This is a genomic window from Novosphingobium sp. (assembly GCF_965228995.1).
In the GTDB taxonomy this organism is placed as follows: domain Bacteria; phylum Pseudomonadota; class Alphaproteobacteria; order Sphingomonadales; family Sphingomonadaceae; genus Novosphingobium.
This window is the reverse complement of record NZ_OZ245852.1, coordinates 1,733,256-1,755,221: the sequence shown is the minus strand read 5'-3', so window position 1 is coordinate 1,755,221 and position 21,966 is coordinate 1,733,256. Positions and strand designations below refer to the sequence as shown.

Annotated in this window: 14 protein-coding genes; 6 read left to right on the top strand and 8 right to left on the bottom strand. The window is 66.0% G+C overall.

Going from position 1 to position 21,966, the window contains the following annotated elements; translation table 11 throughout:
* Window positions 1–121 precede the first annotated feature (121 nt).
* A complete protein-coding gene (locus tag ACO056_RS08275) occupies window positions 122–1,225 on the top strand; it encodes a DUF2332 domain-containing protein (RefSeq protein WP_421854503.1) in 1,104 nt (367 codons plus the stop codon).
* Here the strand turns inward: ACO056_RS08275 and ACO056_RS08270 are convergent.
* From ACO056_RS08270 to ACO056_RS08250, 5 genes are read right to left on the bottom strand one after another with little or no spacing between them, the layout of a single operon-like run.
* A complete protein-coding gene (locus ACO056_RS08270; RefSeq protein ID WP_421854500.1) occupies window positions 1,212–4,274 on the bottom strand; it encodes an efflux RND transporter permease subunit in 3,063 nt (1,020 codons plus the stop codon). The two genes, ACO056_RS08275 and ACO056_RS08270, sit on opposite strands and share 14 nt — an antisense overlap.
* A complete protein-coding gene (locus ACO056_RS08265) occupies window positions 4,271–5,293 on the bottom strand; it encodes an efflux RND transporter periplasmic adaptor subunit (RefSeq protein ID WP_421854497.1) in 1,023 nt (340 codons plus the stop codon). Before ACO056_RS08265 ends, ACO056_RS08270 begins: the two co-directional genes overlap by 4 nt.
* The gene (locus ACO056_RS08260) at window positions 5,290–6,642 is read right to left on the bottom strand and encodes a TolC family protein (protein ID WP_421854494.1); all 1,353 of its coding nucleotides are present in this window, start codon (window positions 6,640–6,642) and stop codon (window positions 5,290–5,292) included. Before ACO056_RS08260 ends, ACO056_RS08265 begins: the two co-directional genes overlap by 4 nt.
* Complete coding sequence (locus ACO056_RS08255; RefSeq protein ID WP_421854491.1) at window positions 6,639–7,991, bottom strand: ATP-binding protein; 1,353 nt, start codon at window positions 7,989–7,991, stop codon at window positions 6,639–6,641. The genes ACO056_RS08260 and ACO056_RS08255 overlap by 4 nt, the downstream gene beginning before the upstream one ends.
* Complete coding sequence (locus ACO056_RS08250; protein ID WP_421854488.1) at window positions 7,984–8,661, bottom strand: response regulator transcription factor; 678 nt, start codon at window positions 8,659–8,661, stop codon at window positions 7,984–7,986. Before ACO056_RS08250 ends, ACO056_RS08255 begins: the two co-directional genes overlap by 8 nt.
* 257 nt (window positions 8,662–8,918) lie before the next feature.
* Here ACO056_RS08250 and ACO056_RS08245 point away from each other — a divergent pair, with 257 nt between their 5' ends.
* From ACO056_RS08245 to ACO056_RS08225, 5 genes are all read left to right on the top strand, one after another.
* On the top strand, window positions 8,919–9,932 hold the full coding sequence (locus ACO056_RS08245) for a YncE family protein (RefSeq protein ID WP_421854485.1): 1,014 nt from the start codon (window positions 8,919–8,921) through the stop codon (window positions 9,930–9,932).
* Between the two features lie 185 nt (window positions 9,933–10,117).
* Window positions 10,118–12,694: a TonB-dependent receptor gene (locus ACO056_RS08240; RefSeq protein ID WP_421854481.1), complete on the top strand. Its 2,577-nt coding sequence runs from the start codon at window positions 10,118–10,120 to the stop codon at window positions 12,692–12,694.
* A gap of 29 nt (window positions 12,695–12,723) precedes the next feature.
* Window positions 12,724–13,659 (top strand): purple acid phosphatase family protein, encoded by a 936-nt coding sequence (locus ACO056_RS08235; RefSeq protein ID WP_421854478.1) that lies wholly within the window; start codon window positions 12,724–12,726, stop codon window positions 13,657–13,659.
* Window positions 13,660–13,794: 135 nt separating this feature from the next.
* Window positions 13,795–14,472, top strand: a complete 678-nt coding sequence (locus tag ACO056_RS08230; RefSeq protein ID WP_421854475.1) for a response regulator transcription factor — start codon at window positions 13,795–13,797, stop codon at window positions 14,470–14,472.
* On the top strand, window positions 14,469–15,800 hold the full coding sequence (locus ACO056_RS08225) for a sensor histidine kinase (RefSeq protein WP_421854472.1): 1,332 nt from the start codon (window positions 14,469–14,471) through the stop codon (window positions 15,798–15,800). The genes ACO056_RS08230 and ACO056_RS08225 overlap by 4 nt, the downstream gene beginning before the upstream one ends.
* A 272-nt stretch (window positions 15,801–16,072) precedes the next feature.
* Here the strand turns inward: ACO056_RS08225 and ACO056_RS08220 are convergent, their stop codons facing one another.
* From ACO056_RS08220 to ACO056_RS08210, 3 genes are read right to left on the bottom strand one after another with little or no spacing between them, the layout of a single operon-like run.
* A complete protein-coding gene (locus ACO056_RS08220) occupies window positions 16,073–17,536 on the bottom strand; it encodes an efflux transporter outer membrane subunit (RefSeq protein WP_421854469.1) in 1,464 nt (487 codons plus the stop codon).
* Window positions 17,533–20,709, bottom strand: a complete 3,177-nt coding sequence (locus tag ACO056_RS08215) for an efflux RND transporter permease subunit (protein ID WP_421854466.1) — start codon at window positions 20,707–20,709, stop codon at window positions 17,533–17,535. The genes ACO056_RS08220 and ACO056_RS08215 overlap by 4 nt, the downstream gene beginning before the upstream one ends.
* On the bottom strand, window positions 20,706–21,905 hold the full coding sequence (locus ACO056_RS08210) for an efflux RND transporter periplasmic adaptor subunit (protein ID WP_421854463.1): 1,200 nt from the start codon (window positions 21,903–21,905) through the stop codon (window positions 20,706–20,708). The genes ACO056_RS08215 and ACO056_RS08210 overlap by 4 nt, the downstream gene beginning before the upstream one ends.
* Between the last annotated feature and the right edge of the window lie 61 nt (window positions 21,906–21,966).

Here is a 21,966-nt window from a genome sequence, read left to right as displayed (position 1 = left end):
GGCTAGGGGCTCCTACGTGGGGGCGCTTTCCCTGAAATTTGGAATGAATTCATGCAGATCAGGTCTCGTTCCAGACAGGATGGCAAGCCCCATGTTTACTTCTGCAATCAGGGCCGAGCCCATGACCCACCTGCGCTCCGCATCGCGCGCAGAGAAGCACCTCTTGCTGGAAGCCGCCAAGGCGCACAGCTTCGGCAAACACTTCGTGGCCGCGCTGCTTGAAAGTATGGCGCGGACGCTGCGGCACGCCCCCGCGCTCGTGCGCATGGTCGAGGATTGGCCGGGCGATCTCGCCAGCGCCGGCGTCATCTTCCGCCTCAACGCCGGCCTTCATGCGATTGCGCGATCAGGCCGGTTTCCCGCCTTGCAGTCGATCTACCTGGCGGCCAATGCCGCCACCGTGCCCGATCCGCTGCACCTCGATCCAGCGCTCGCACTTGCACTGCACGATGCTGAAGACGAACTGCTGCTCTGGCTGACCCGCCCGACCCAGACCAACGAAGTCGCGCGCCTTGCCGGGCTGGCGGCAGTGCTGATGGAACTTTCTGCGGGGTGCGACATGCCCTGCCGCCTGCTGGAACTGGGCTCGAGCGCGGGGCTCAATCTCAATCTGGCGCTTTATGACCTGTCCGTCGGTGGGCTGCAGGTTGGCGATCCCGCCAGCGATGTCCATATTGCTCCGCGCTGGCTCGGCCTTGCTCCCCCGCCCGGCCCCGTGCGGATCGCAGATGCACGAGGGGTTGATCTCAGCCCGCTCGATATCGCCCGCCCCGAAGATGCCGAGCGCCTCCATGCCTACATCTGGCCAGGCGAGCAGGAGCGCACACAGCGGCTGCAGGCCGCCATCGCGCTGGCACGGCAGCACCGCCCGATGGTTGACCGGGCCAGCGCCGCCGAATGGCTGACGCGGCAGCTTGGCGCGCCCCAGGCTGCAGGCGAACGCCGCGTGGTGTTCCATTCAATGGTGCTGCAATATCTGCCCGACGCCGAGCGGTTCATGATCGACCGGCTCATGGCAACATGCGGCAGCCGCGCGAGCCGGGACCGGCCGCTCGTGCGCATCGGCCTCGAATGGAACGAGGGCCGCACCGCAGTCGAAGTGCGGGTGACACAGTGGGATGGGGAGCCGCATTCCGGCCGCACCAACCTCGCTGCGCGCTGCCATCCTTACGCGGAATGGTTCGAATGGCTGGGCCTTGAGGCCGCGGGGGTCAGCCCTGGCTGATTGATGCCTCTGGCGCCGGGCCCTCCGGAAGCCGGGCCGAGCCCATCACCGCAATCATCGCCGGCAGAAACAGCAACACCAGCGGCACAGCGGCCAGCAGGCCGAAGATGATCGCGGTTGCCAGCGGCTGCTGAAGGCCTGCACCGCGGCTGACGCCGAGCGCCAGCGGGCTCAAGGTGAGGATTGCGATGAGGGCCGACATCAGGATCGGACGCAGCCTTCTCGAACCCGCCTCGCGCAGACCTGCCAGCGTGACCGGCGCATCAGGATCGATTTCGGCGAGGAAGAAGATGACGAGTTCGGTCACCATGCCCACCACCATGGTCAGCCCCATGAGCGCCGAGATATCGAGTTCGATGCCGGTCAGCCACAGTCCGCCCAGCACCGCCGCCGCCGAAAGCAGGACGGTGGCTATCGCCGCAATCGTCCACACCAGCCGCTCGAACAGGAACGTCAGCAGCAGCGCCGCGAGCAGCAATGCGGCAGCGAAGACGAGGGTCAGATCGGCAAAGCTCTGTTCCTGCTGGGCATACAGCCCGCCGAAGTCCACCCGGACCGTCCGGGGCAGATGAAGCCCCGCCACCGTCTGGCGGACATCCTTCATCGCCGAACCGAGATCGCGCCCTTCGAGCCGCGCAGTCACGGCGATGAACGGAGCAAGGTCCTCGCGCGTCAGCTGCTTTTGCCCGGCAGTGACGGAAATCGTCGCGATCTGCGAAAGATAGACCGCGTGGCCATCGGGCGCTGTCAGCACCAGCCGGGCAAGATCGGCCGCCCGGCGGCGCAGATCCTCGGGCGCCCGCACACGCACGCTCACAAGCTGTTCGCCGATCCGCACCTGCGTCGCGCGGGTGCCGCCGATCAGCGCTTCAAGCTCGGTCGCCGCAGCATCCGGATCCAGCCCTTGCTGCGCCGCGCGGCCGGGATCGAGCTTTATGCTGAGCGCATCGCCCGCCACGCGCAGCCCATCGACGACTTCGACGACACCATCGAGCTTGGCAACCGCTTCCCCGACGCGCTTTGCCGCGGCTTCCAGCGCAGCAGGATCATCGCCGAAGAGCTTGACCTCGATCGGCTGGGGCACCGCGGTGAGATCGCCAATGAGATCTTCCATCAGCTGGGCGGTTTCGATCTCGATCCCGGGTACTTTGGTGGCGATCTGCCGGCGAATGTCCGCCATCACTTCGTCAATCGGGCGGCGCGAGCCACTTTTGAGGCGAATGAAGTAATCCCCCTCATCCGCTTCGGTCAGCCCGCCGCCGAGCTGAACGCCGGTCCGCCGCGAATAGCTAGCCACTTCGGGCGTCGCGATGATGATCGCCTCTACCTGTTGCAGCAGCCGGTCGGTATCGCTCAAGGCGGCCCCGCTCTGCGCCTTGTAGTCGAGGATGAAGCCGCCTTCGTCCATCGCCGGCATGAAGCCCGAGGGCACCTGCGACCACGCCGCCAGTCCGAGCGCGGCCATGCCGATCCCGACCACCGCGACGAAGAGCGCGGGCCGCGCGAAGGCCCGGTCCCCGGCGCGGCTGTAGCCGCGTGCGAGCCAGAGCTGGAAGCCGCCTGCGCGTTCGGCGGTCTCGGCGTCCTTGTCGCGCAGCCAGCGGGCGGCGATGAGCGGGATCACCAGCCGCGAATAGAGCAGCGAAAGGCCGAGCGCGGCGACCATCGTCAGCGCGAGCGGCTTGAAGAAGCCGCCCGTCACCCCGGTGATGAACGCCAGCGGCAGGAAAACGACGATGGTGGCAAGCGTCGATCCGATCAGCGGACGGCCCATCTCGGCAGCGGCATGGAGCAGCCCCTCTGGGCCCTTCGCCGTACCATCCTGCATGCGCCGCATGATGTGCTCGAGCATCACCACCGCATCGTCGACCACCAGCCCGACTGCCGCCGCCATCCCGCCAAGGGTCATCATGTTGAAGCCCATGCCGAGCGCCGCCAGCAGCAGGCACGTGCCCGCAAGCACGGCGGGGAGCATCAGCCCGGTGATGACCATGAGCCGACCCGAGCGCAGGAAAGCGAAGAGCACCAGGCCCGCGAGCACCGCCCCCAGCAGGATCGCATCGCGCACCGCCTCGGCCGCACCCGTGACGAGTTCCGACTGATCGTAGAATGTGCTGGCAGTGACACTTGGCGGCAGGCCGACCGCCGCGAGCCTTGCGTTGACTTCGTGGACGATCTTGACCGTGTCCCCGTTCAGCGACTGGCGGATATTGAGCAGCACCGCCGCCCGCCCGTTGGACGTGACGCGGGTGTAGGTGGGTTCGACAGAGGGGCGGATCGTCGCGATCTGCCCCAGCGTCGCGACACCGCCGGGCCCCGCCTTGAGCGGCGTGGCAGCGAGATCGCCAAGCGCGGTGACGCGGCTCTGCGCCAGCACGAGATAGAGCCGATGGCGGTCCTCGATCTTGCCGACGCCGCGCACATCGTTCGCCTTGCCGATGGCAGCGGCGATATCCGCTAGGCTGAGCCCGATCGCCTGCGCCCGCGCGGGATCGACATCGACGGCAAATTCGCGCGGCGCGCCGCCCAGCACATCGACGCCTGCAACCCCGCGCACTGCCGTAAGTGCAGGCCGGATGGTGAGCTCGGCAATCTGGCGCAGCGCCGTGCTATCAAGCGAGCGCGAGGTCAGCGCAACGCCAACGACGGGGAACAGGGTCGGATCGGACCGGCGCACCTCAAAGCGCGTTCCGGGCGGCAGATCGGGTAGCAGGGTCGCCAGTGCGCCCTGGGTCGCGAGCGTGGCGGAGGCCATGTCGTGCCCCCAATCGAACGTAAGCGCGACTTCGGCCGAACCGCGGCTGGTGGTCGAGCGGATATGCGAGACGCCGGGAACCGCGCGCAGCGCAATTTCCATGGGCCGGGTAATCTGCGCCGCCATCTGCCCCGGATCGCGCTCGCCCGCATCGATCAGGACCGAAACGCGCGGATAATCGATCGGCGGGAACAGGCTGACCGGAAGGCGCGTTGCGGCAAGGATGCCGCCCGCCGTCACCAGCACGAGCGCCAGCAGCAGGGCCCGCGCATGATTGACCAGAAGCCGCGTCACCTGGTGCGCACCTTCATGCCGTCCTCAAGGGCCGTGCCGCCCTGCGTCACTACCAGATCGCCCGCGGCAATGCCCTTGATCACGGCGATCCGATCACCGGTCGCAGGGCCGGTTTCGACATCGCGGCGATGCGCGGCCCCGCCGCTGACCACGAAAACAAACGGCTGCCCGCCATCATCGAGCAGCGCCGCATAAGGGATCGTCAGGGCGCCAACGCCGCTGCCGACGCGGACTTTGCCCTCCAGCGTCTCGCCGCTGGCGATACCGGAGCCGGCCGGCAGGCGGGCAAATACCGAGGCCAGCCGGGTCTGCGGATCGACGGCCGGATCGACCGATGCGACAGGCACGGAGAACGGCGCGCGACCGGCCGCAGGCACGATCCCGATCATGGTTCCGGGGCGCAGCGCGCGCGCCGTGGCGGGATCCGCACCAAAGCGGGCGCGCACGTCATCCGGGCTGCCGACCGTGGCAATCGGAGTTCCGGCTGCGACCATGTCACCGGGCCGTGCCGCCAGCGTCTCGACAAATCCGGCACTCGGCGCACGCAGGGTCAGCGACCCGGCACGGCCGGCAAGGCTCGCCTGCGTCGCGCGCGCGCTCGCCGCCGCCGCGCGCGCGGTTTCAACATCGGCATCGCTGACCAGACCGTCGGCCCGCAGCCGCTGCGCGCGGGCGAGTGCGGCCTCGGCGGCGCGCGCGTCGGTCGCGGCTTTGGCCAGATCGAGCCGGGCAATCGGTGCGGGTGTCAGCACGGCGATCACATCGCCGCGCGCAACTCTGGTGCCGACCGGAGCGACAATCCGGGTGACTACGGCATCGGTCGCGGCGGTAAGTCCCTGCTTGCCGGTCGCCCCGCTTTCCGCCGTGCCGAACAGCGTGACTTCGGCAGCGATGGCACCGGGTTCGGCGCGCGCGAGAGTGACGAGCGCGACCGGATCGCCAGCGTTTTCGCCGTCACCACCGGCAGAACAACCGGCAAGCAGCAGGAGGGCAAGAAGCGGTGCAGCGGATCGGATCATTGGGGCCATGTCTCGTTCAAGGAGCCGGTCAGCAGTTCCAGCGCGATGGTTTGTTCGGCAATCGCCTGATCGTCCTGCGCCAGCAGCACCTGCTTGTCGCGCAGGGCTTGTTCGGCGGTTTCGGCATTGGCAAGCGGCAGATCGCCACGCGTCGCGGCGCTGCGCGCCGCCTCGGCAAAGCGAGTCAGCGCGGGCAGATCGGCGAGGATCGCAGCGCGCTGTTGGCGCGCGATCGCAAGTCCGTTCACCGCCGCCGCGATATCGGCGCGGGTCTGGAACAGGCGCGCCGCATACTCGCTTCGCAGCGCTTCACGCGTCGCGCGCTCGATCGCAATCGTGCCGCGATTGCGGTTCCAGATCGGCAGATCGAAATTGACCGCAGGGCCGATCGAGGCGTTCCCGGCGGAATCGCGACCGGTGTTGATGGTCAGCGTGAGGTTGGGAAACTGATCGAGGATCGCCTTGTGCAGCGCCGCTTCTTGCGCGCCGTAGCCCGCCTGCAGCGCCATGAGATCGAAGCGGCGTTGCTTGGCAAGATCGAACAGGCGCTCGGGATCGGGCGCTATCGCCGCAGAAGCCGGCGGTGCGAGTGCAAGCACTGTGGCCGGGGGCAAGCCGAGCAGGCGAACCAGTTCGAGCCGGGCCGCGGCCAGATCGCGCGCGGTGGTACGCTGGCGGTCGAGCGCATCGAACGCGGCAATCCGCGCCGCCTGCACCTGATCTGCAGCCAGATCGCCGCGCCCGGCGGCCCGCATCGTACGCTCGAGCTGCGAGCGGGCAGTCGCCTCGGACGCGGTGACGATGGGGAGCAGGCGCTCAAGGCTGATGATCCGCGCGGCCTGCAGGCGCGCCTGCCCTGCTGTCTGCCATTCCGCCCAGGCGAGATCGAGCCGGACCTGCTTCGCCAGCGCCGCGGCCCCTTCGCGCCGGACTCTGGCGGTCCTCAGGGCATTGATATCGAGCCCGAGTGCCCCGGCAAGATCGAGGAACGGGTCCGGCCCGGAAAGGACCGTGTTGGCGCCCAGACTGAAATTGGGATCGGGCAGCAGGCGCGCCGCAAAGGCCTGCGCATCGGCAATCGCGGCGCGCGCGCGCAAGGCCTTGAGATCGGGGTTGGCAATCACCGCAATCGTGGCGACCGCGTTCATGTCGAGCGGGCGCGCGAGATCGATGGCGGCGGGCTGGAGGTAGGGCCTGCCAAGGCTCGCGCCGTCACGTGCCAGGGCCTGCTGCGTTTCCGCATCGTCCAGCGCCGGGGTCAGCGGACGCGGCGTATACCCGGCACAGGCCGAAAGTAGCAGCAGCACGGGCAAACCGGCGGCAAAGGGCCAGGACAGTTTCACGATCATGCGGCGAGCTTGGGCAGCAGGAGCGTCACCCGCAAGCCCGGGTGATTATCTTCGATGACCAGACTTCCGCCATGCGCCGCCGCAATCGCGGCGACGAGGTTCAGTCCCAGCCCGTGCCCCGGCGTCGTGCGGCTCGATTCAAGCCGGGCAAAGCGGCGGGTAATCCGCGCGTGATCGCCCGGGGCGACACCGGGGCCGTTGTCGGCGACGGCCAGCAGCACGCTTTCGCCCTCGCCCCGGACTTCTATCGTAATCGCGGTTCCCGGCGGCGTATGGCGCTGGGCGTTGTCGAGCAGGTTGATCGCCGCCTGAGCCAGCAGCTCGCGGTCTCCCGCGATGGCAAGCGCGGGGGTGATCGAGGCGGTCAGGCTGCGTCCGCCATCGGCAACGGCTGGGGCATAGCTCTCGGCGAGATCACCCGCGAGTTCGGAGAGGGCGACAGGCCGGAAGTGGCGCTTGATCTCGCCAGCTTCGACTTCAGAGATGCGCAGGATCGCGGCAAACAGGGCGAGCAGATCATCACTTTGCGCCAACGCACGCTTGAGCGCGGGGCGGTGCGTTTGCGGATCGCCGCTGCCATCGAGTGCGCTCTCGATCAAACCGCGCAGGCGCGCGAGCGGTGTGCGCAGATCATGCGCGACATCGGTCGAGACCTGCCGCAGATTGTCGAGCAGTGCGCCGATCCGGTCGAGCATGGCATTGAGCGCGATGGCCAGCTGGTCGAACTCGTCGCCTCTCCGCCCGACCGGTATGCGCGGTGCCAGATCGCCCGCCATGATCGCCTGCGCGGTGCCGCTGATCCGCGCGAGCCGCTGGCGCAGATAGCCGCCGAGCAGCAAGGCCCCGATCACCCCGAGCGCGATCACTAGCACGAAGGCGGCGGCAAACAGCGTCAGGATCGTGCGGTCGATCCGCTCGACGCCTTCGCTGTCTATGGCAATGACCAGACGCCCGCCCCCCGCCAGGGCACTGACGAGCGCCCGCGCCGGATCCGGCCCTTCCTTCGGGTCGAACAGCATGATGTCCTGCGCACCCGTTTGCGCCGGGTTTGCCGAAAGGGAGCCTGCGAGCTTGCGACCGGCCTTGTCGAACACCGCGTAGTGATAGCCGTCATCCGGGTTCATCGCCTCACGCTTGGTGACTGCGGCGGCGAGATCGGACATGCCGCCTTCGTCAAACTCGCGCACGAGGCTCGCGGTTTCCTCGGCAATGCCGATATCCTGCTGGTTCCGGAAATCGGCATCGGCAGCGTAATAGACCGCGAGCCCCAGCAGCAGGATCGCGAGAGCAAAGGCGGCGGAATAGGTGAAGGCCACGCGGTAGGCGGCACTCGCCGTCAGTCTAGCCATGGGCGCGCATGCGGTATCCGATCCCGCGCAAGGTTTCGATCGGATCGCTGGCGAACCCCTCATTGAGTTTCGAGCGCAAGCGGCTGAGGTGGCTTTCGACAATGTTGGTCTGCGGATCGAAATGAAAGCCCCAGATGTTTTCGAGGAACATCGTCCGCGTCACCACCTTGCCGGCATGGCGCATCAGCTGTTCGAGTAAGGCAAATTCGCGCGGCTGGAGATGGACTTCGCGGCCCTCGCGGCGCACTTCGCGCTTCAGCAGATCCAGCGTGATCGCGCCCACTTCGAGCCGCGTGGTTGCATCGTTGATCGGCGGACGGCGCATCAGCGCGGTGAGCCGCGCGAGCAGTTCGGCGACCGCGAAGGGCTTGACCAGATAGTCGTCCGCCCCGGCTTCCAGACCCGCGACCCGGTCGGCAATGCCGCCCAGCGCGGTTAGCAGCAGCACCGGCGTGCCCAGCCCTTGCGCGCGCCAGCGCCGGAGCACCTCCAGCCCGTCGAGCACCGGCAACATCCGATCGAGCACGATCACGTCGAAGCTTTCGGCAAGGCCGATCCGCAAGGCTTCCTCGCCGCTATCAGCGCAGGCAACGATATGGCCCTTCTCGCCGAGCGTCTTCGCGACGAAATCGGCGGTCCCGCTGTCATCTTCGGCGATCAGAACCCGCATCGGCCCCTTCCTGATGGCGTGAGGTCTGGCGAACAGCACCCAGGATGCGGTCCGGCAGATTCTTGCGCCGCTATAGGATGGTGCTTCATCGAAATGGCCTTCTAAAATCCCAATGTACATGAACGGCGGGCGATTTGGGACCGCAACTATAAATCTTCCCAATGTAGCGGCTGCAAAGGCGATCCCTGCTGGCAAGCACGCCGCGGGCGAGGCATCCAAGCGCCACGTCCCTCCCCCTCAGATCGCGAGAAGCACCCATGCGCCCTCTTCGTCTTTCCCAAATGTCACTCGCCGCGCTTTCGTTCGCGCTGACCGCGGCGGCACCTGCGCCGTCGTACGAAGTCGCCGGATCCGTTCCCGGCCCCGATGGCGGGTGGGACTATGCCAGTGTCGATCCCGCGGCGAAGACGCTTTATGTCGCGCACGGCGAGGCGGTCATGGCGGTCGATCTGGCTAACGGCAACGCGGTGCGCTCCTTCGGCACAATCGCCAAGGCGCATGCCGTCGTGCCGATCCCGGGTCAGAACACGCTGCTCGTCTCGAGCGCGCATGATGATACGGTCCGCCTGCTCGATACCGGCGATGGCCACGAAATCGCGCGGATCGCGGTTGGCAGCGATCCCGATGCGGCGTTCTACGATCCCGCCAGCGGGCGCGCGGCGGTGATGAACGCCAAGGCCGGAACCGTCTCCTTGATCGACGTCGCTGCCCGCAAGGTGGCCAGCACGATCACGCTGAAGCCCGGCCTTGAGTTCGCCGTGATGGGCGAAGGCTCGACCATGTTCGTCAACAATGAGGATACCAACGAGATCGCGGTGGCGGATCTGAAGACCGGCAAGGTCGGCGCGGCCATCCGCCTCACCGGATGCGAGGGACCAACCGGGCTCGGCTATGACGCGGCGACCCACCAGCTCATCAGCGCCTGCGCCAATGGCAAGGCGGTGGTGGTGGACGCCCGGACCCGGCGCATTGTCCGCCTGCTCGCTATCGGCAAGGGGCCCGATGCGGTGATCATGGACACCGCGCGCCGGCTCGCCTTCATCCCCTGTGGCGGATCGGGGACGATCAGCATCGTCAGGCTGGACGGCGCGAAGGGCGCAGCGATTGCCGGAACCGCGACCAGCGAGCCGGGCGCCCGCACCGGAGCGCTCGATCCGGCGACGGGCAAGCTTTACCTGCCGACCGCTCAGTTTGGCCCGGCAGCAACGCCGGGCGGACGGCCTGTCGCAAAGCCCGGTTCATTCCACATCCTGATTGTCGCACCGAAGTAATACGGAGCGCAAAAACGCCGCGGGAGAGCTCTCCCGCGGCAGATTAAATTGTCCCAACGTTCGGGCCTGAAAGGGCCATTGTCTCAGAAGCTTCACAAAACGACCGCATCGCAACATGGCACGCCGGAACGCAAAGTCTCCGGCTAACTCAGTGTGATGCAGCAAATTTTTGGGGAGCTTGCGTGATGAAAATCCGGGCGATGGCGCTTGTCTCGACGATACTGGTACCTTTCGCGGCCGCGCCCGCGCTGGCGGCGGACGGCGATAGCAACAATGGCGGTACCGGCCCCTCGCAGGACATTGTCGTGCGTGCGCCGCGCGTCGAGGAAATGGCGCGCGAAGCACAGAAGATCGCGCCCAATCTCATCAACGTGCAATCGGCCGAGGCGATTGCCAAGTATCCCGATTTCAACGCGGCCGAGGCGCTCGCCCGCATCCCCGGCATCTCGCTTTCAAGCGACACCGGCGAGGGCCGCTTCGTCAACATCCGCGGCATCGACGGCAACCTCAACGGCGCGACTTACGGCGGCGTGGTCCTGCTCAACACCAACCCGGGCGGCACTGTCTTCGGCAGCGGACGCGCAGTCGAGTTCGACACGATACCGACCGGCGCGATCGACGGCATCGTGGTCTACAAGACCGGCCTGCCCAATCACGACGCCGAAGGGCTCGGCGGCTCGGTCGAACTGACCCCGCGCTCGGCCGCACACCTCACCAAGCCCTTCATCGAAGGCGCGATCGGCTATGGCTACGAACCGGCCCACAAGCACGGCGGTCCGCTCAATCTCGATCTCGGCGTGGGCGGGCGGTTCGGCCCCGACGACAAGCCGTTCTCGTTCGTGCTGACCGGCTCTTTCCGCGAGGATCGCCGCGGGTTCGACGATATCGAAGCCGACTATATCGATGACAAATCGCTGACCTCCGCCTCGGGCCCCGCCTTCTCGGCGCTGCAGGTCGACAAGGCGCTCGCCGATATCCAGCTGCGCCGGTACGACTACCACCGCCGCCGCTTCGGCTATGGCGGGGAGCTGGCGTACACGCCAAGCGATGACCACCAGTATTACATTCGCGCCTCGATCGCCGGCTATGTCGAATCGGTGCTCAAGAACCGCCTGACTTACGACAAGCTCGACGGCTCGGCACTGTCAGTCGATCCCGCCAATCCTGCGGGCTATGCGACCACTACCAAGATCACGATCAAGGGCACCGACGAGGAGGAAACGCATCTCAACGAGGTCTTCGTCCTCGGCGGGCGCGACAAGTTCGGCGCCTTGTCGCTCGATTACCGGGGGTCCTACTCGCGTGCGACATTCAAAGTCAGCCGCAATTTCGGCACGACTTATACCGGGCCGAGCAACGTTCCCTTCACCTATGACAACATCACAAATTCCGAGTTCCCCAGCCTCGGGATCACCGGCGGCGCCGTCAACGTCAACGATCCGGCGATCTACCAGCTGACCAAGCTCAGCAATGCCCAGGAAAGAGCTGTCGACCGCGAATGGTCCGGCGCGATCAATGCCACGCTGGCGACCAATTGGCTGGGGCAGGATGACCACTTCCAGTTCGGCGGCGAGGTGCGGCTGCGCAACAAGGTCGACACGCCCGCAGCGCAATCCTACGATCTGCCGGACAGCGGCCTGCCCGCACTCACCGGCGCGATCACGGATTTCTACGCGAACCATTATTCGAATGGTCCGCAGGTCAATCCCACGGCCATTCGCCAGCTTGCGGGGCAAGCGTCCACCACCGGCCTCGCCGACGATCTGACCGGCTACTTTGCCGCAGAGGAAGATATCTACGCCGGCTATGCGATGTACACCGCGTCGCTGGGCAAGCTCGGGGTGCTGGCCGGTGTCCGCGTCGAGCACACCAAAGCGACTTATTCGTCCTATGCGTTCGATCAGGACGACAACAACCTCGGGCTGGTCGTGCGCAAGCGCAGCTATACCAATGCTTTCCCGACCTTGCAGCTGAAGTATGACGTCACCCCGACCTTCGTGGCGCGCGCGACTTACTCAAGCGCGATCGGCCGGCCCGGCTTCTCGCAGATCGCCAAGCCGATCACGATCGATCGCGACAACGAGATCGAGACGACCGGCAATCCCGATCTGAAGCCGACCATCGGCCACAACTTCGATCTTTCGCTGGAATACTATCTCCCGCATGCCGGGATCATCTCGCTCGGCTTCTTCGACAAGGAATTCAGCGACTACGTCGTTGCCCGCACGCGCAACGGCACCGATCCGATCAACCTGCCCGACGCGTCGGTGGTCCAGTTCGTGACGTATGAGAACGTCTCGTCGGCGCATGCGCGCGGGGTCGAGGCGGCTTACGACCAGCGCTTTGCCTTCCTGCCCAAGCCGTTCGATGGCCTCGGCATTGGCGGAAACGTGACCTATGTCGACAGCGAAGTGGAACTGCGCCTTGGCGAAAAGCGGGCGCTGCCCGCCACCTCCAAGTGGACGTGGAATGCTGCCGCCTATTATGAGGCGCATGGCGTGCAGCTCCGGCTCGCGGCACAATATGTCGGCAAGAACCTCTTCGGGATCGGCGACAGCGCGGACTTTGACGTGTTCCAGAGTGCGCGCACCACGCTTGATCTCACCTCGTCGCTCGATATCTACAAGGGCGTGAGGCTGTACTTCAACGTGAAGAACCTCACCAACGAGCCGCTGCGGATCTATGAGCGCAGCGAGAATCGGCCGATACAGCGCGAGTTCTATGACCGCACTTTCGAGGGTGGCCTGAAGTTCAAGTTCTGACAGGTTGCCGATAAGCCAAGGAGACCCCGATGACGTCCCTGATCCTCGATCGCCGCTCGCTGCTCGCCGGCATGGCGGCCACGGCGGCTCTGCCCAGCCTTGCAGCTGCCGCGCCCAACGCGCCGGCAAGCTTCCTGGTGGTGGGGGACTGGGGGCGCGACGGCGCGCAGCACCAGCGCGACGTGGCGGTCCAGATGGGCAAGCTGGCGCAGGCCCAGCGCAGCCGCTTCGTCGTCTCGGTCGGCGACAACTTCTACGACAACGGCGTGCAATCGGTGAGTGATCCGCAGTGGCAGAGCTCATACGAACAGGTCTACACCGATCCCGCGCTGCAGGTTCCCTGGTATGTCGCACTGGGCAATCACGATTATCGCGGCAATCCACAGGCCCAGCTCGACTATGCCCGGACCAGCCCGCGCTGGCACATGCCGCAGCGCTATTATCAGGTTTCCGGTGCCCAAGCCGGGGCGGCACAGATCGACCTGTTCGTGATCGACACTTCGCCGACCGTCCACAAATACCGCGACAAGGTGGACAGCGTGATCGCGCGCAATATCGCCACGCAGGACGTCGGAGCGCAGCTGGCCTGGCTCGACAAGGCGCTCGCCGCCTCGACCGCGCGGTGGAAGCTGGTGATCGGGCATCACACGATCCGTTCGGGCGGCAGCGGCCATGGCGAGACGCCGGAAATGGTCGAACAGGTCCTGCCCATCCTGCAGCGGCGCGGCGTGACCGCCTACATCTTCGGCCATGACCACGACCTCCAGCATATCGCGCGCGACGGCCTGCACTACATCGGCTGCGGCGGCGGATCGGAAGTGCGGCCGGTTGCCAAAGTCGAAGGCACCCGCTTTTGCGCCGAGCGTTCGGGCTTTGCCGCCATGACCGTTGGCGCCAGCGGCCTCTCGCTGGAGTTCACGGATTACACCGGAGCCAGCCTGTACCGGTCCATGATCGCCAGCTGAGCGCGGGACGAGCCCGCAGCACGGAAAATCGCTGGTAACCCCTTGCCAAACTGGCACGATGCTCCATCGACGGGTAGCTTGGCCTGCGCGTGATTGTCGTAGATCCAGCTTGCGCGGCATGAGGGAACGCGTTTCGTGAAAGTGCTTGTTGTCGAAGATGATGCTGCCCTGGCCGAGGCCATGCTGGCTGCGTTCGCCGAGGCCAACTTCAACGCCGAGATGTGCGCCACCGGCCGCAGCGCTGCCGAGATGCTGTCGCTCTACGCTTTCGATGCTGCAGTGGTCGATCGGGGCTTGCCCGATATGGACGGCCTCGATCTCGTCAACGATTTGCGCCGTGCCGGAAGCCGGGTGCCTGTCATCATCCTCACCGCGCAATCCGATGTCATGTCGCGGATCGAAGGTCTGGACGCTGGCGCCGATGATTATCTCGGCAAGCCTTTCCTCTTTGCCGAACTGAGGTCTCGTCTCAACGCAGTGGTGCGGCGGGCCGAGCACCGCCTTTCGAATACGCTCACCTGCGGCAACCTCACCTACGATGTGGTCAGTCACGTCGTGAGCATCGACGCGGCGCCGATCAATCTTTCGCCGCGCGAACGCACGCTGCTCGAGATCTTTTTGCGGTCGAAGGGGAGGCCGCTGCATGCCTCCCATCTGGAGGACCGGCTCTGCGCCGCATCGAAAGCACTGACGGCCAATGCGCTTGAAGTGAGCATCCACCGGCTGCGCCGCAAGCTGGCCGCGGCCGGCTGCTCGGCTGAAATCATCTCGCTGCGCGGCCTTGGTTATTGCCTGAAGGTCGCCAAGGCGTGAGGCGCAGTCTTTGGCTGCGCATAGTTCTCGCGCAAGTGGTCATCGCGATCGTGCTCGCGCTGGGCCTTCCGCTTGTGGTCAATCGCACGATCCACGAGATCGGCGATGACCTCACGCAGCGTTTCCTGAAGGGAGAGGCGGCCCAATACCTCACGGCAGCCGCGAAGGCACCGGCGGACCAGCAGGTAGACGCACCGGCGGCTGGCGCAATTGCCGTCTACATGGCGGCGGGAACTGAGCGGCGCCGGCTCTCCGGCCCTCTCATCGCGGATATTTCCGCCCTGACTTCCGCACAGCTATCGCGGGAGGGATTTTACCACGGCCCGCATTCCGATTTCCTCACGCGGCCGATCGGGCCCGCGCAGACGCTTGTTATCGCGGAAGATCGGCGTCATCCGGCCGTCCTGCTCGACGATATCGCCGCGCATTTCTTCAGCCGCTTCCTCGTGATCGTCCCCATCGCGCTGGTCTGTTCTACGCTGGCAAGCTTGCTGGCACTGTCGCGGGCCATCCGGCCGATCAAACAGGCAGCAGCCGAAGCGCGGGCGCTCGATCCGATCCGCCCCGGAAAAGCGCGCCTGCGGGAGGATTTCGTTCCGACCGAGATCGAGCCGCTGGTCCACACCGCCAACGAACTGCTGGACCGCGCCGTCTCCAGTTACGAGCGAGAGAAAGTGTTCGCGGCCACAGTCGTCCACGAACTGCGGACCGCGCTTTCGACGATCAGTCTCAGGGCCGAACTTCTGCCGGGCGGAGAACCGCGCGAAAAGGTCGTAGAGGCGGTCGCGCATGCGAATGAAGTCGTGACCCAGATGCTGGGCCTCCATGGGCGCGAGGAGGAACTGATGCGCGGGATACCCCGCACGGTTTCGGCTGTGGCGCGGGAGGTTATCGACGATCTCGACGGACTGATCCGCTCCTCCGGCCATGGACTTGTCCGGCTGCGCAGTGCTGGCGATGGAACGGCGCTGCTTGCGCCGGGATCGCTGGTGCGGATCACAGTTGCCAACATTGTCGAAAATGCGCTGCGCCATACCCCCGCAGACGCTGAAATCGCGATCATCTGCGATGATGCTGCCGCGACGGTGGTCGTCGCCGATAGCGGTCCCGGCATCCGGATGCGCAGCGGATCCGACGGGCGCAAGATCTATTCCCGCGCCGATGGGGCGCAATCGCGCAGTTCGGGCCTGGGCATCGCGATTGTCACGAGGCTGATCGAATCGGCAGGCGGCTCGATCGCCTTTGGCACCAGCGAGGCAGGCGGGGCAGCGGTTACGCTCCGCTACCCGGCGGCGCAGGCCAGCACGAGCGACGGGATTGGCACCTAGGGTCAGGACCTATTAACCGCACCTTCGAGGTTTGAGGCAAAATGGCTCAGTGCTAGGAAGGAAGCCGCAGGAATATGTCAATATTTCAAGGCTTCCTGACGAAGCAATGGGCCATTTTGGTCAAATCCCTGCGGGACGCTGGAATGGCTTCCATCTCAGACGGAAATTCACTTGGAAAGGCAACCAGCCTTCCCGGCGTGAATTTCCGCCTGATATGTTCGCAATTCCAGCGCCTCGAAGGCGCGGTTAATAGGTCCTGACCCTAGGCAGTTCTATTGGCCCTGGCCATCCTCGGCCTGACCATTGGCCTGATAGAGCGCCACGGTATCGACCAGCCGCGCTGCCCACGCCGCGCTGCGCTGCAGGCGCGCTTGCTGGACTGTGGCCTGCGACTGCAGGAGCGCGAAAGTGCCGACCTCGCCAAGCTCCTGCTGGCGCCGGGTGAAGGCATAGGACTGCTCGGCTGCAGACAGCGCACGCGCCGTTGCATCCTCTGCCCTGGCATCGGCCTGCAGGCCGTTGATGGCGTCGGACACGTCGACGAAGGCCTGCAGCACCACGGTGCGGTACTGCGCCTTGGTTTGGTCCAGCACGGCCAGTGCCGCCTGCTGCTGGCGGCGCAGCGCTCCGGCATGGAAGACCGGCGCGGTCACCCCGCCGAGCAGCGACCAGAATACATTGCCATCCTGAAACATGTTCGAAAAAGTCTGCGCCGCGCCGCCCGCGCTCGCGGTCAGCACGAACGAGGGGAACCGCGCGGCGATGGCAGCGCGGGCGTCGGCAGCGGAACCCTCGACAGCGGCGGCGGCGGCCTGCACGTCGGGCCGGCCACGAACAACAGAAGCGGGCAGTGCCACAGGCATATGCGCCGGAAGCACGAAGCAGGTGCTCGATGGCGGCGGCGGCAAGGCTTCGTCAGGAGCCCGGCCCAGCAGCGCGGCAATCAACGCCCGCTGATGCGCTTCACTGCGCTGCAAGGCCGGGAGCGTGGCTTCCGCGGTCGCCAGCGCAGCTTCCTGCGCGGCAACATCGGCATCCCCTGCATCCCCCAGCGTGCGGCGCTTGCGCGTCATTTCCAGCATATCGCGCGCCGAGCGGATCGAAATTTCGGTGGCCGTGATCTGATCGGCGAGGGCCGCACGGCCGACGGCGGCGATCACGAGATTGGCCGCCAGCGTCTGGCGCGCGGCCAGCAGGTGGGCGGCGGCTACCGAAGCGGCAGCGCGAGCCGATTGCCGCCGGGCGCGCAGACCGCCGAACACGTCGAGCGGGTAGTTCACCGTCACCTGCGCGGTTTGCAGCGAATAGAGCAGCTTGCTGGAATCCGCGAGGGGGGATTGCAGCGAGGCAGAACTGCGCGTCCGCTGCCCGGAGTAGGACACGTCAACACCCGGTGCGAGCGCTGCCCCGGCCACCGCAGCCTGCGCCCGCGCCGCGCGCAAGGCAGCATCTGCAGCGGCGATGTCATTGCTCCCGGCCAGTCCTTCGTCGACCAGCTTGTCGAGATCAGCGCAGCCGAATTCCTTCCACCACGCTCGCGGCGTCGACTCGCCGATCGTGAACGCTTGAGCCGGAACGCCGCTAACGGCGGTGGCCGAAGTCTGCGCGCCCGCGCCCGCCACTGCAGGCAGGCGGGCGTGCGGATCCGTGTCACCGACCCCGGTGCAACCGGCCAGCAGCGTGCAGGCGGCCAGCGGCAGGGTAATCGGCAGGGCAAGGCGCAGGCGAGCGATCATGCCGGCTCCCCTTCTTCGGTGTGATGGCCGATATCGCGCCCGTGCGGCCCGCGATCTTCTTCTGGCAAGTGCAGGGAGAAGCGCTCGACCAGCGCAGGCAGCACCAGCAAAATGAGCAGCGGCGCAAGCGCCATGCCGCCGACGACGACGAGCGCCAGCGGCTTTTGCACCTGGCTCCCGATCCCGTTCGACAAGGCCGCCGGCAGAAGCCCGATGGCCGCGACAAGGCAGGTCATCAGCACGGGGCGCATCGCATTCGAAGTGGCACGGCGGACCGCCACATGCCGCGTCGCGCCATCATCGACGACCTGGTTGAAGGTCGTGACGATCAGGATCCCGTCCATCACCGCGATGCCGAACAGCGCAACAAACCCGATCGCAGCGGAGATGCTGAAGGCCGTTCCCGTGAGCGCGAGCGCCAGCACCCCGCCGACGATCGCCATGGGTATGGCCGAGAAGGCAAGCAGCGTGTCGCGGATCGAGCCGAAGTTGGCGTAGAGCAGAATGAGGATCAGGATCAGGCTGATCGGCACCACGATCTCGAGCCGGGCAATGGCGTTCTGCAGGTTGTCGAGCTCGCCCGCCCATTCGAGGTGGTAGCCCGGCGGGATCGTGACATGCGCCTTGATCCGCGCCTTCGCTTCGGCAACCACGCTGCCAAGATCGCGCCCGCGGACGCTGAACTTGATCGGGATGTAACGTTCCTGATGCTCGCGGTAGATGAACGATGCGCCCGTAGTCAGGTGAATGTTCGCCACTTCCGACAAGGGGACCTGGATCAGGCCTTTCCCGTCAGGCGAGGGTGCGCCCACGGTGATTTGTCGAATGGCTTCAAGCGAGCTGCGCTGATCGGCACGCAGGCGGACGACAATCGGGAAATGGCGGTCGGTCCCGGGCTCATAGAGCTGCGCCGTGCTGCTTCCGCCGATGGCGGCGGCAACGGTCTGGTTGATGTCGTCTGGCGTCAGGCCATAGCGCGAGGCGCGGGCGAGATCGACCTCGATGCGCACAGTCGGCTGGCCGAGCGACTGGAACACGCCGAGATCCGCGATGCCCTTGACCTTCGCCATCTCGGCCTTGATCGCATCCGCAGTTTTTTCGAGCGTCGCGAGATCGGGGCCGTAGAGCTTGATCGAGTTCGCGCCCTTCACACCGGAAGCCGCTTCCTCGACGTTGTCCTCGATGATCTGGGAGAACGAGAAATCGACCCCCGGATAACGACTACCGAGCTCGCGCGACATGTCCTCGACCAGCTTTTCCTTGGTCATGCCCGAGGGCCATTCGCCCGCCGGCTTGAGCGGCACGAAGTATTCGGCGTTGAAAAAGCCGGTTGCGTCTGTGCCGTCGTCGGGCCGGCCATGGGCCGAAAGAACCGCCTCGATCTCGGGGTAGCGCGCGAGATCGCGCCGGATCGCGTTGACCACCGGCTGCCCGGCCTCAAGGCTGATCGAGGGCGGCAGGCTCGCGCGGATGTAGAGGTTGCCTTCTTCGAGATGCGGCAGGAACTCGATGCCGAGCGACCTGACGCCGATCCCGGCCAGCGCCAGCGCAATCGCCGCGCCGCCGAACGTGAGCACGCGGTTCGCCTGCGCGAAAGCCGCGGCCGGTTCGTAAACCCGCCGGAGCCAGGCGACCAGCCTCGTCTCGACCTCAGACAGGCTGTCGGGCAGCATAATGGCGGCAAGGACCGGGGTGACCGTGAACGTCGCGATCACGCCGCCGGTAATGGCGTAGGCATACGTCTTGGCCATCGGCCCAAAGATGTGGCCCTCCACCCCGGTCAGCGTGAAGAGCGGGATGAAGCTGGCGATGATGATCGCGGCCGCAAAGAATATGCCCCGGCTCACCTCGGAACCGGCATGAAGGATGGCGCTCATCCGGCTGGCGCGGCTGAAGTGGCCATGGCCCGATTCCACGGCAACCGATCGCTCGACCATGTGGCGGAAGATGTTCTCGACCATGATCACGCTGGCATCGACCACGAGCCCGAAATCGAGCGCGCCGACGGACAGGAGGTTGGCACTTTCGCCCTGGGCGACGAGAATCAGGACCGCGATGGCGAGCGCGAAGGGAATCGTCGCCGCGACAATGATCGCGCTTCTGAGGTTGCCCAGAAAGATCCACTGCAGCGCGAAGATCAGGATGATCCCTGCCATCAGGTTTTCGAGCACCGTATGCGTCGTCAGGCGGATGAGGTCCGAACGATCATAAACCCGCTCGAGATGCACGCCAGGCGGCAGGATGCCCGAGGCATTGATCTCGGCCACTTCCTTCTGCACCGCCTCGATCGTCGGCATCGACTTGGCACCGCGCTGCATCAGGACGATGCCCTCGACGATGTCATCGAGACCGTTGTAGCCCGCGATACCCAGCCGCGGCTGGTTGCCGATGGAAACCTGCGCCACGTCCTTGAGCAGAACCGGCGCCGAGCCGGCTGTCCCGACAAGCACGTTCTCTATGGCCGAGGGCGACTGGATCAGCCCGACACCGCGAACAATCGCCGCCTGGGCACCGAAATTGATCGTCTGGCCACCAACGTTGCTATCGCTCTTGGCAAGCGCCGACATGACCTGCGCCATCGTCACCCCGTGGGCAACCAGCCGGTCATTATCGACCGTGACATCATACGTGCGCAGCTTGCCGCCCCAGCCGGTCACATCGGCAACGCCAGGTATCCGCTTGAACCGGCGCTGGAGGATCCAGTCCTGCAGGGTTTTCAGGTCCATCGGCGAATAGCCGTCAGGCGCAACGATCCGGTAGCGGTAAATCTCGCCGATCGGGCTCGTCGGCGACAAGGTCGGCTGGGCACCGCCCGCCAGCGGCGGCAACTGGGCCAGCCGGTTGATCACCTGTTGCTGGGCTTCCTGATAGGTCAGATCGTAGCTGAACTGCACTTTCACATCTGAAAGGCCGAACAGCGAAATCGCTCGCACGGTGGTCAGATGGGGGATGCCCGCCATCGCCACTTCGATGGGAACGGTGACATTGCGCTCCATCTCCTCGGCCGAAAGGCCCTGGGTCTGGGTGACGATCTCGACCATCGGCGGAACCGGGTCGGGGTAGGCCTCGATGTTGAGCGCGGCAAAGGCAAATCCGCCCGCGACCAGCACGGTCACGAACACGGCAACAATCAGCAGCCGCTGCCGCAGCGCAAAACGGAGCAGCCGGTTCATTTACCCAGCCCTGCCTCATTCACGAAAAGCGCACCGGCGGTCACGATGGTCTCGCCCGGGCGAAGTCCGCGCAAGACTTCGACGCGGCCGCCCAGCTCCTCGCCGGTCTGGACCTGACGGCTCGCCAGCCGCTTGTCCGGCCGCATCACCCAGACCCGCGCGGTGTCACCTTCATGGATCACCGCTGTCGAGGGGACCATGATGCGCGTGCCGGGGCTGAGATGGTGGATCGAAAAGCTCGCGAACATCTGCGGTTTCAGCGCCCCATCGGGATTGGCAATGGTCGCGCGGACCGGCAGGCGGTGCGTCGTGGGATCCAGCCCCGCACCGACCGTGTCGATCACCGCTGTGAACCGGCGCCCCGGCCAGGCCGGGGTGCTCACATCGACCTTGTCGCCGACATGCACGCCGGACGCATCGCTTTCCGATATCTGCGCCTGCAGCCACACGCGCGAGGCATCAGTGATCGTGAAGACGGGCTTTTCGCCGCCAACACCGACATACTGCCCCGGGGAAACATCGCGCAGGGCGATCGTCCCGCCGATCGGCGCGTGGAACGTCGTGACTTCGTGGAGCCCGCTGATTTCGCTGACGCTTTCAAGCTTGCGGATTTCGGCCGGCGACTTGCCGAGGATGGCCAGCTTGTCACGCGCAGCGCCAACTGCCGCTTCGGCGCTGCGTTCCTGCGCCTGGCTGGCCGCGAGTTCGGTCTGCGCCTGCTGGTAGTCCTTGCGCGCGCCGCCGGCAGTCTCGGCAAGTGCTTTCGCGCGCTCGGCATTGCGGCGCGCGTTGAGCAGGGCAACCTGACTGGAGCGCAGGTTAGCTTCTGCCGAAAACAAAGTGTTACGCGCATCGACGAAGTCGCTGGTGCGGATCGTCAGCAGGGGCTGGCCCGCGGTGACGACCTGCCCCGCATCGACCAGCACCTTCATGACCTGCCCTGAATAGGGCATCAGCACCGGGGTGCTGAGATCGCCGTCAGCCTCGATCGAACCTGAAGCGGTGGTGACCTGCTCGGCCTGCCCTGCCCCGACCTTCTCGAAGGACAGCGTCGAAAGCTGCGCATCCGTGGGACGGAACGTCCCCGGCGGGTCAGGCGGAACCTCCTGCGGAGCCGGCCTGAACAGCGCAGCGACGAGCCAGGCGGCAAACGCCAGTACGGCCAGCGCCGCAAGCGCGATGACAAGCAAGCGCACCTGCTGCCGAGCCGGGAGCCTTTGAGCGGGCGGATTGGTATCGTGGGGAGTTGTCGAGGAC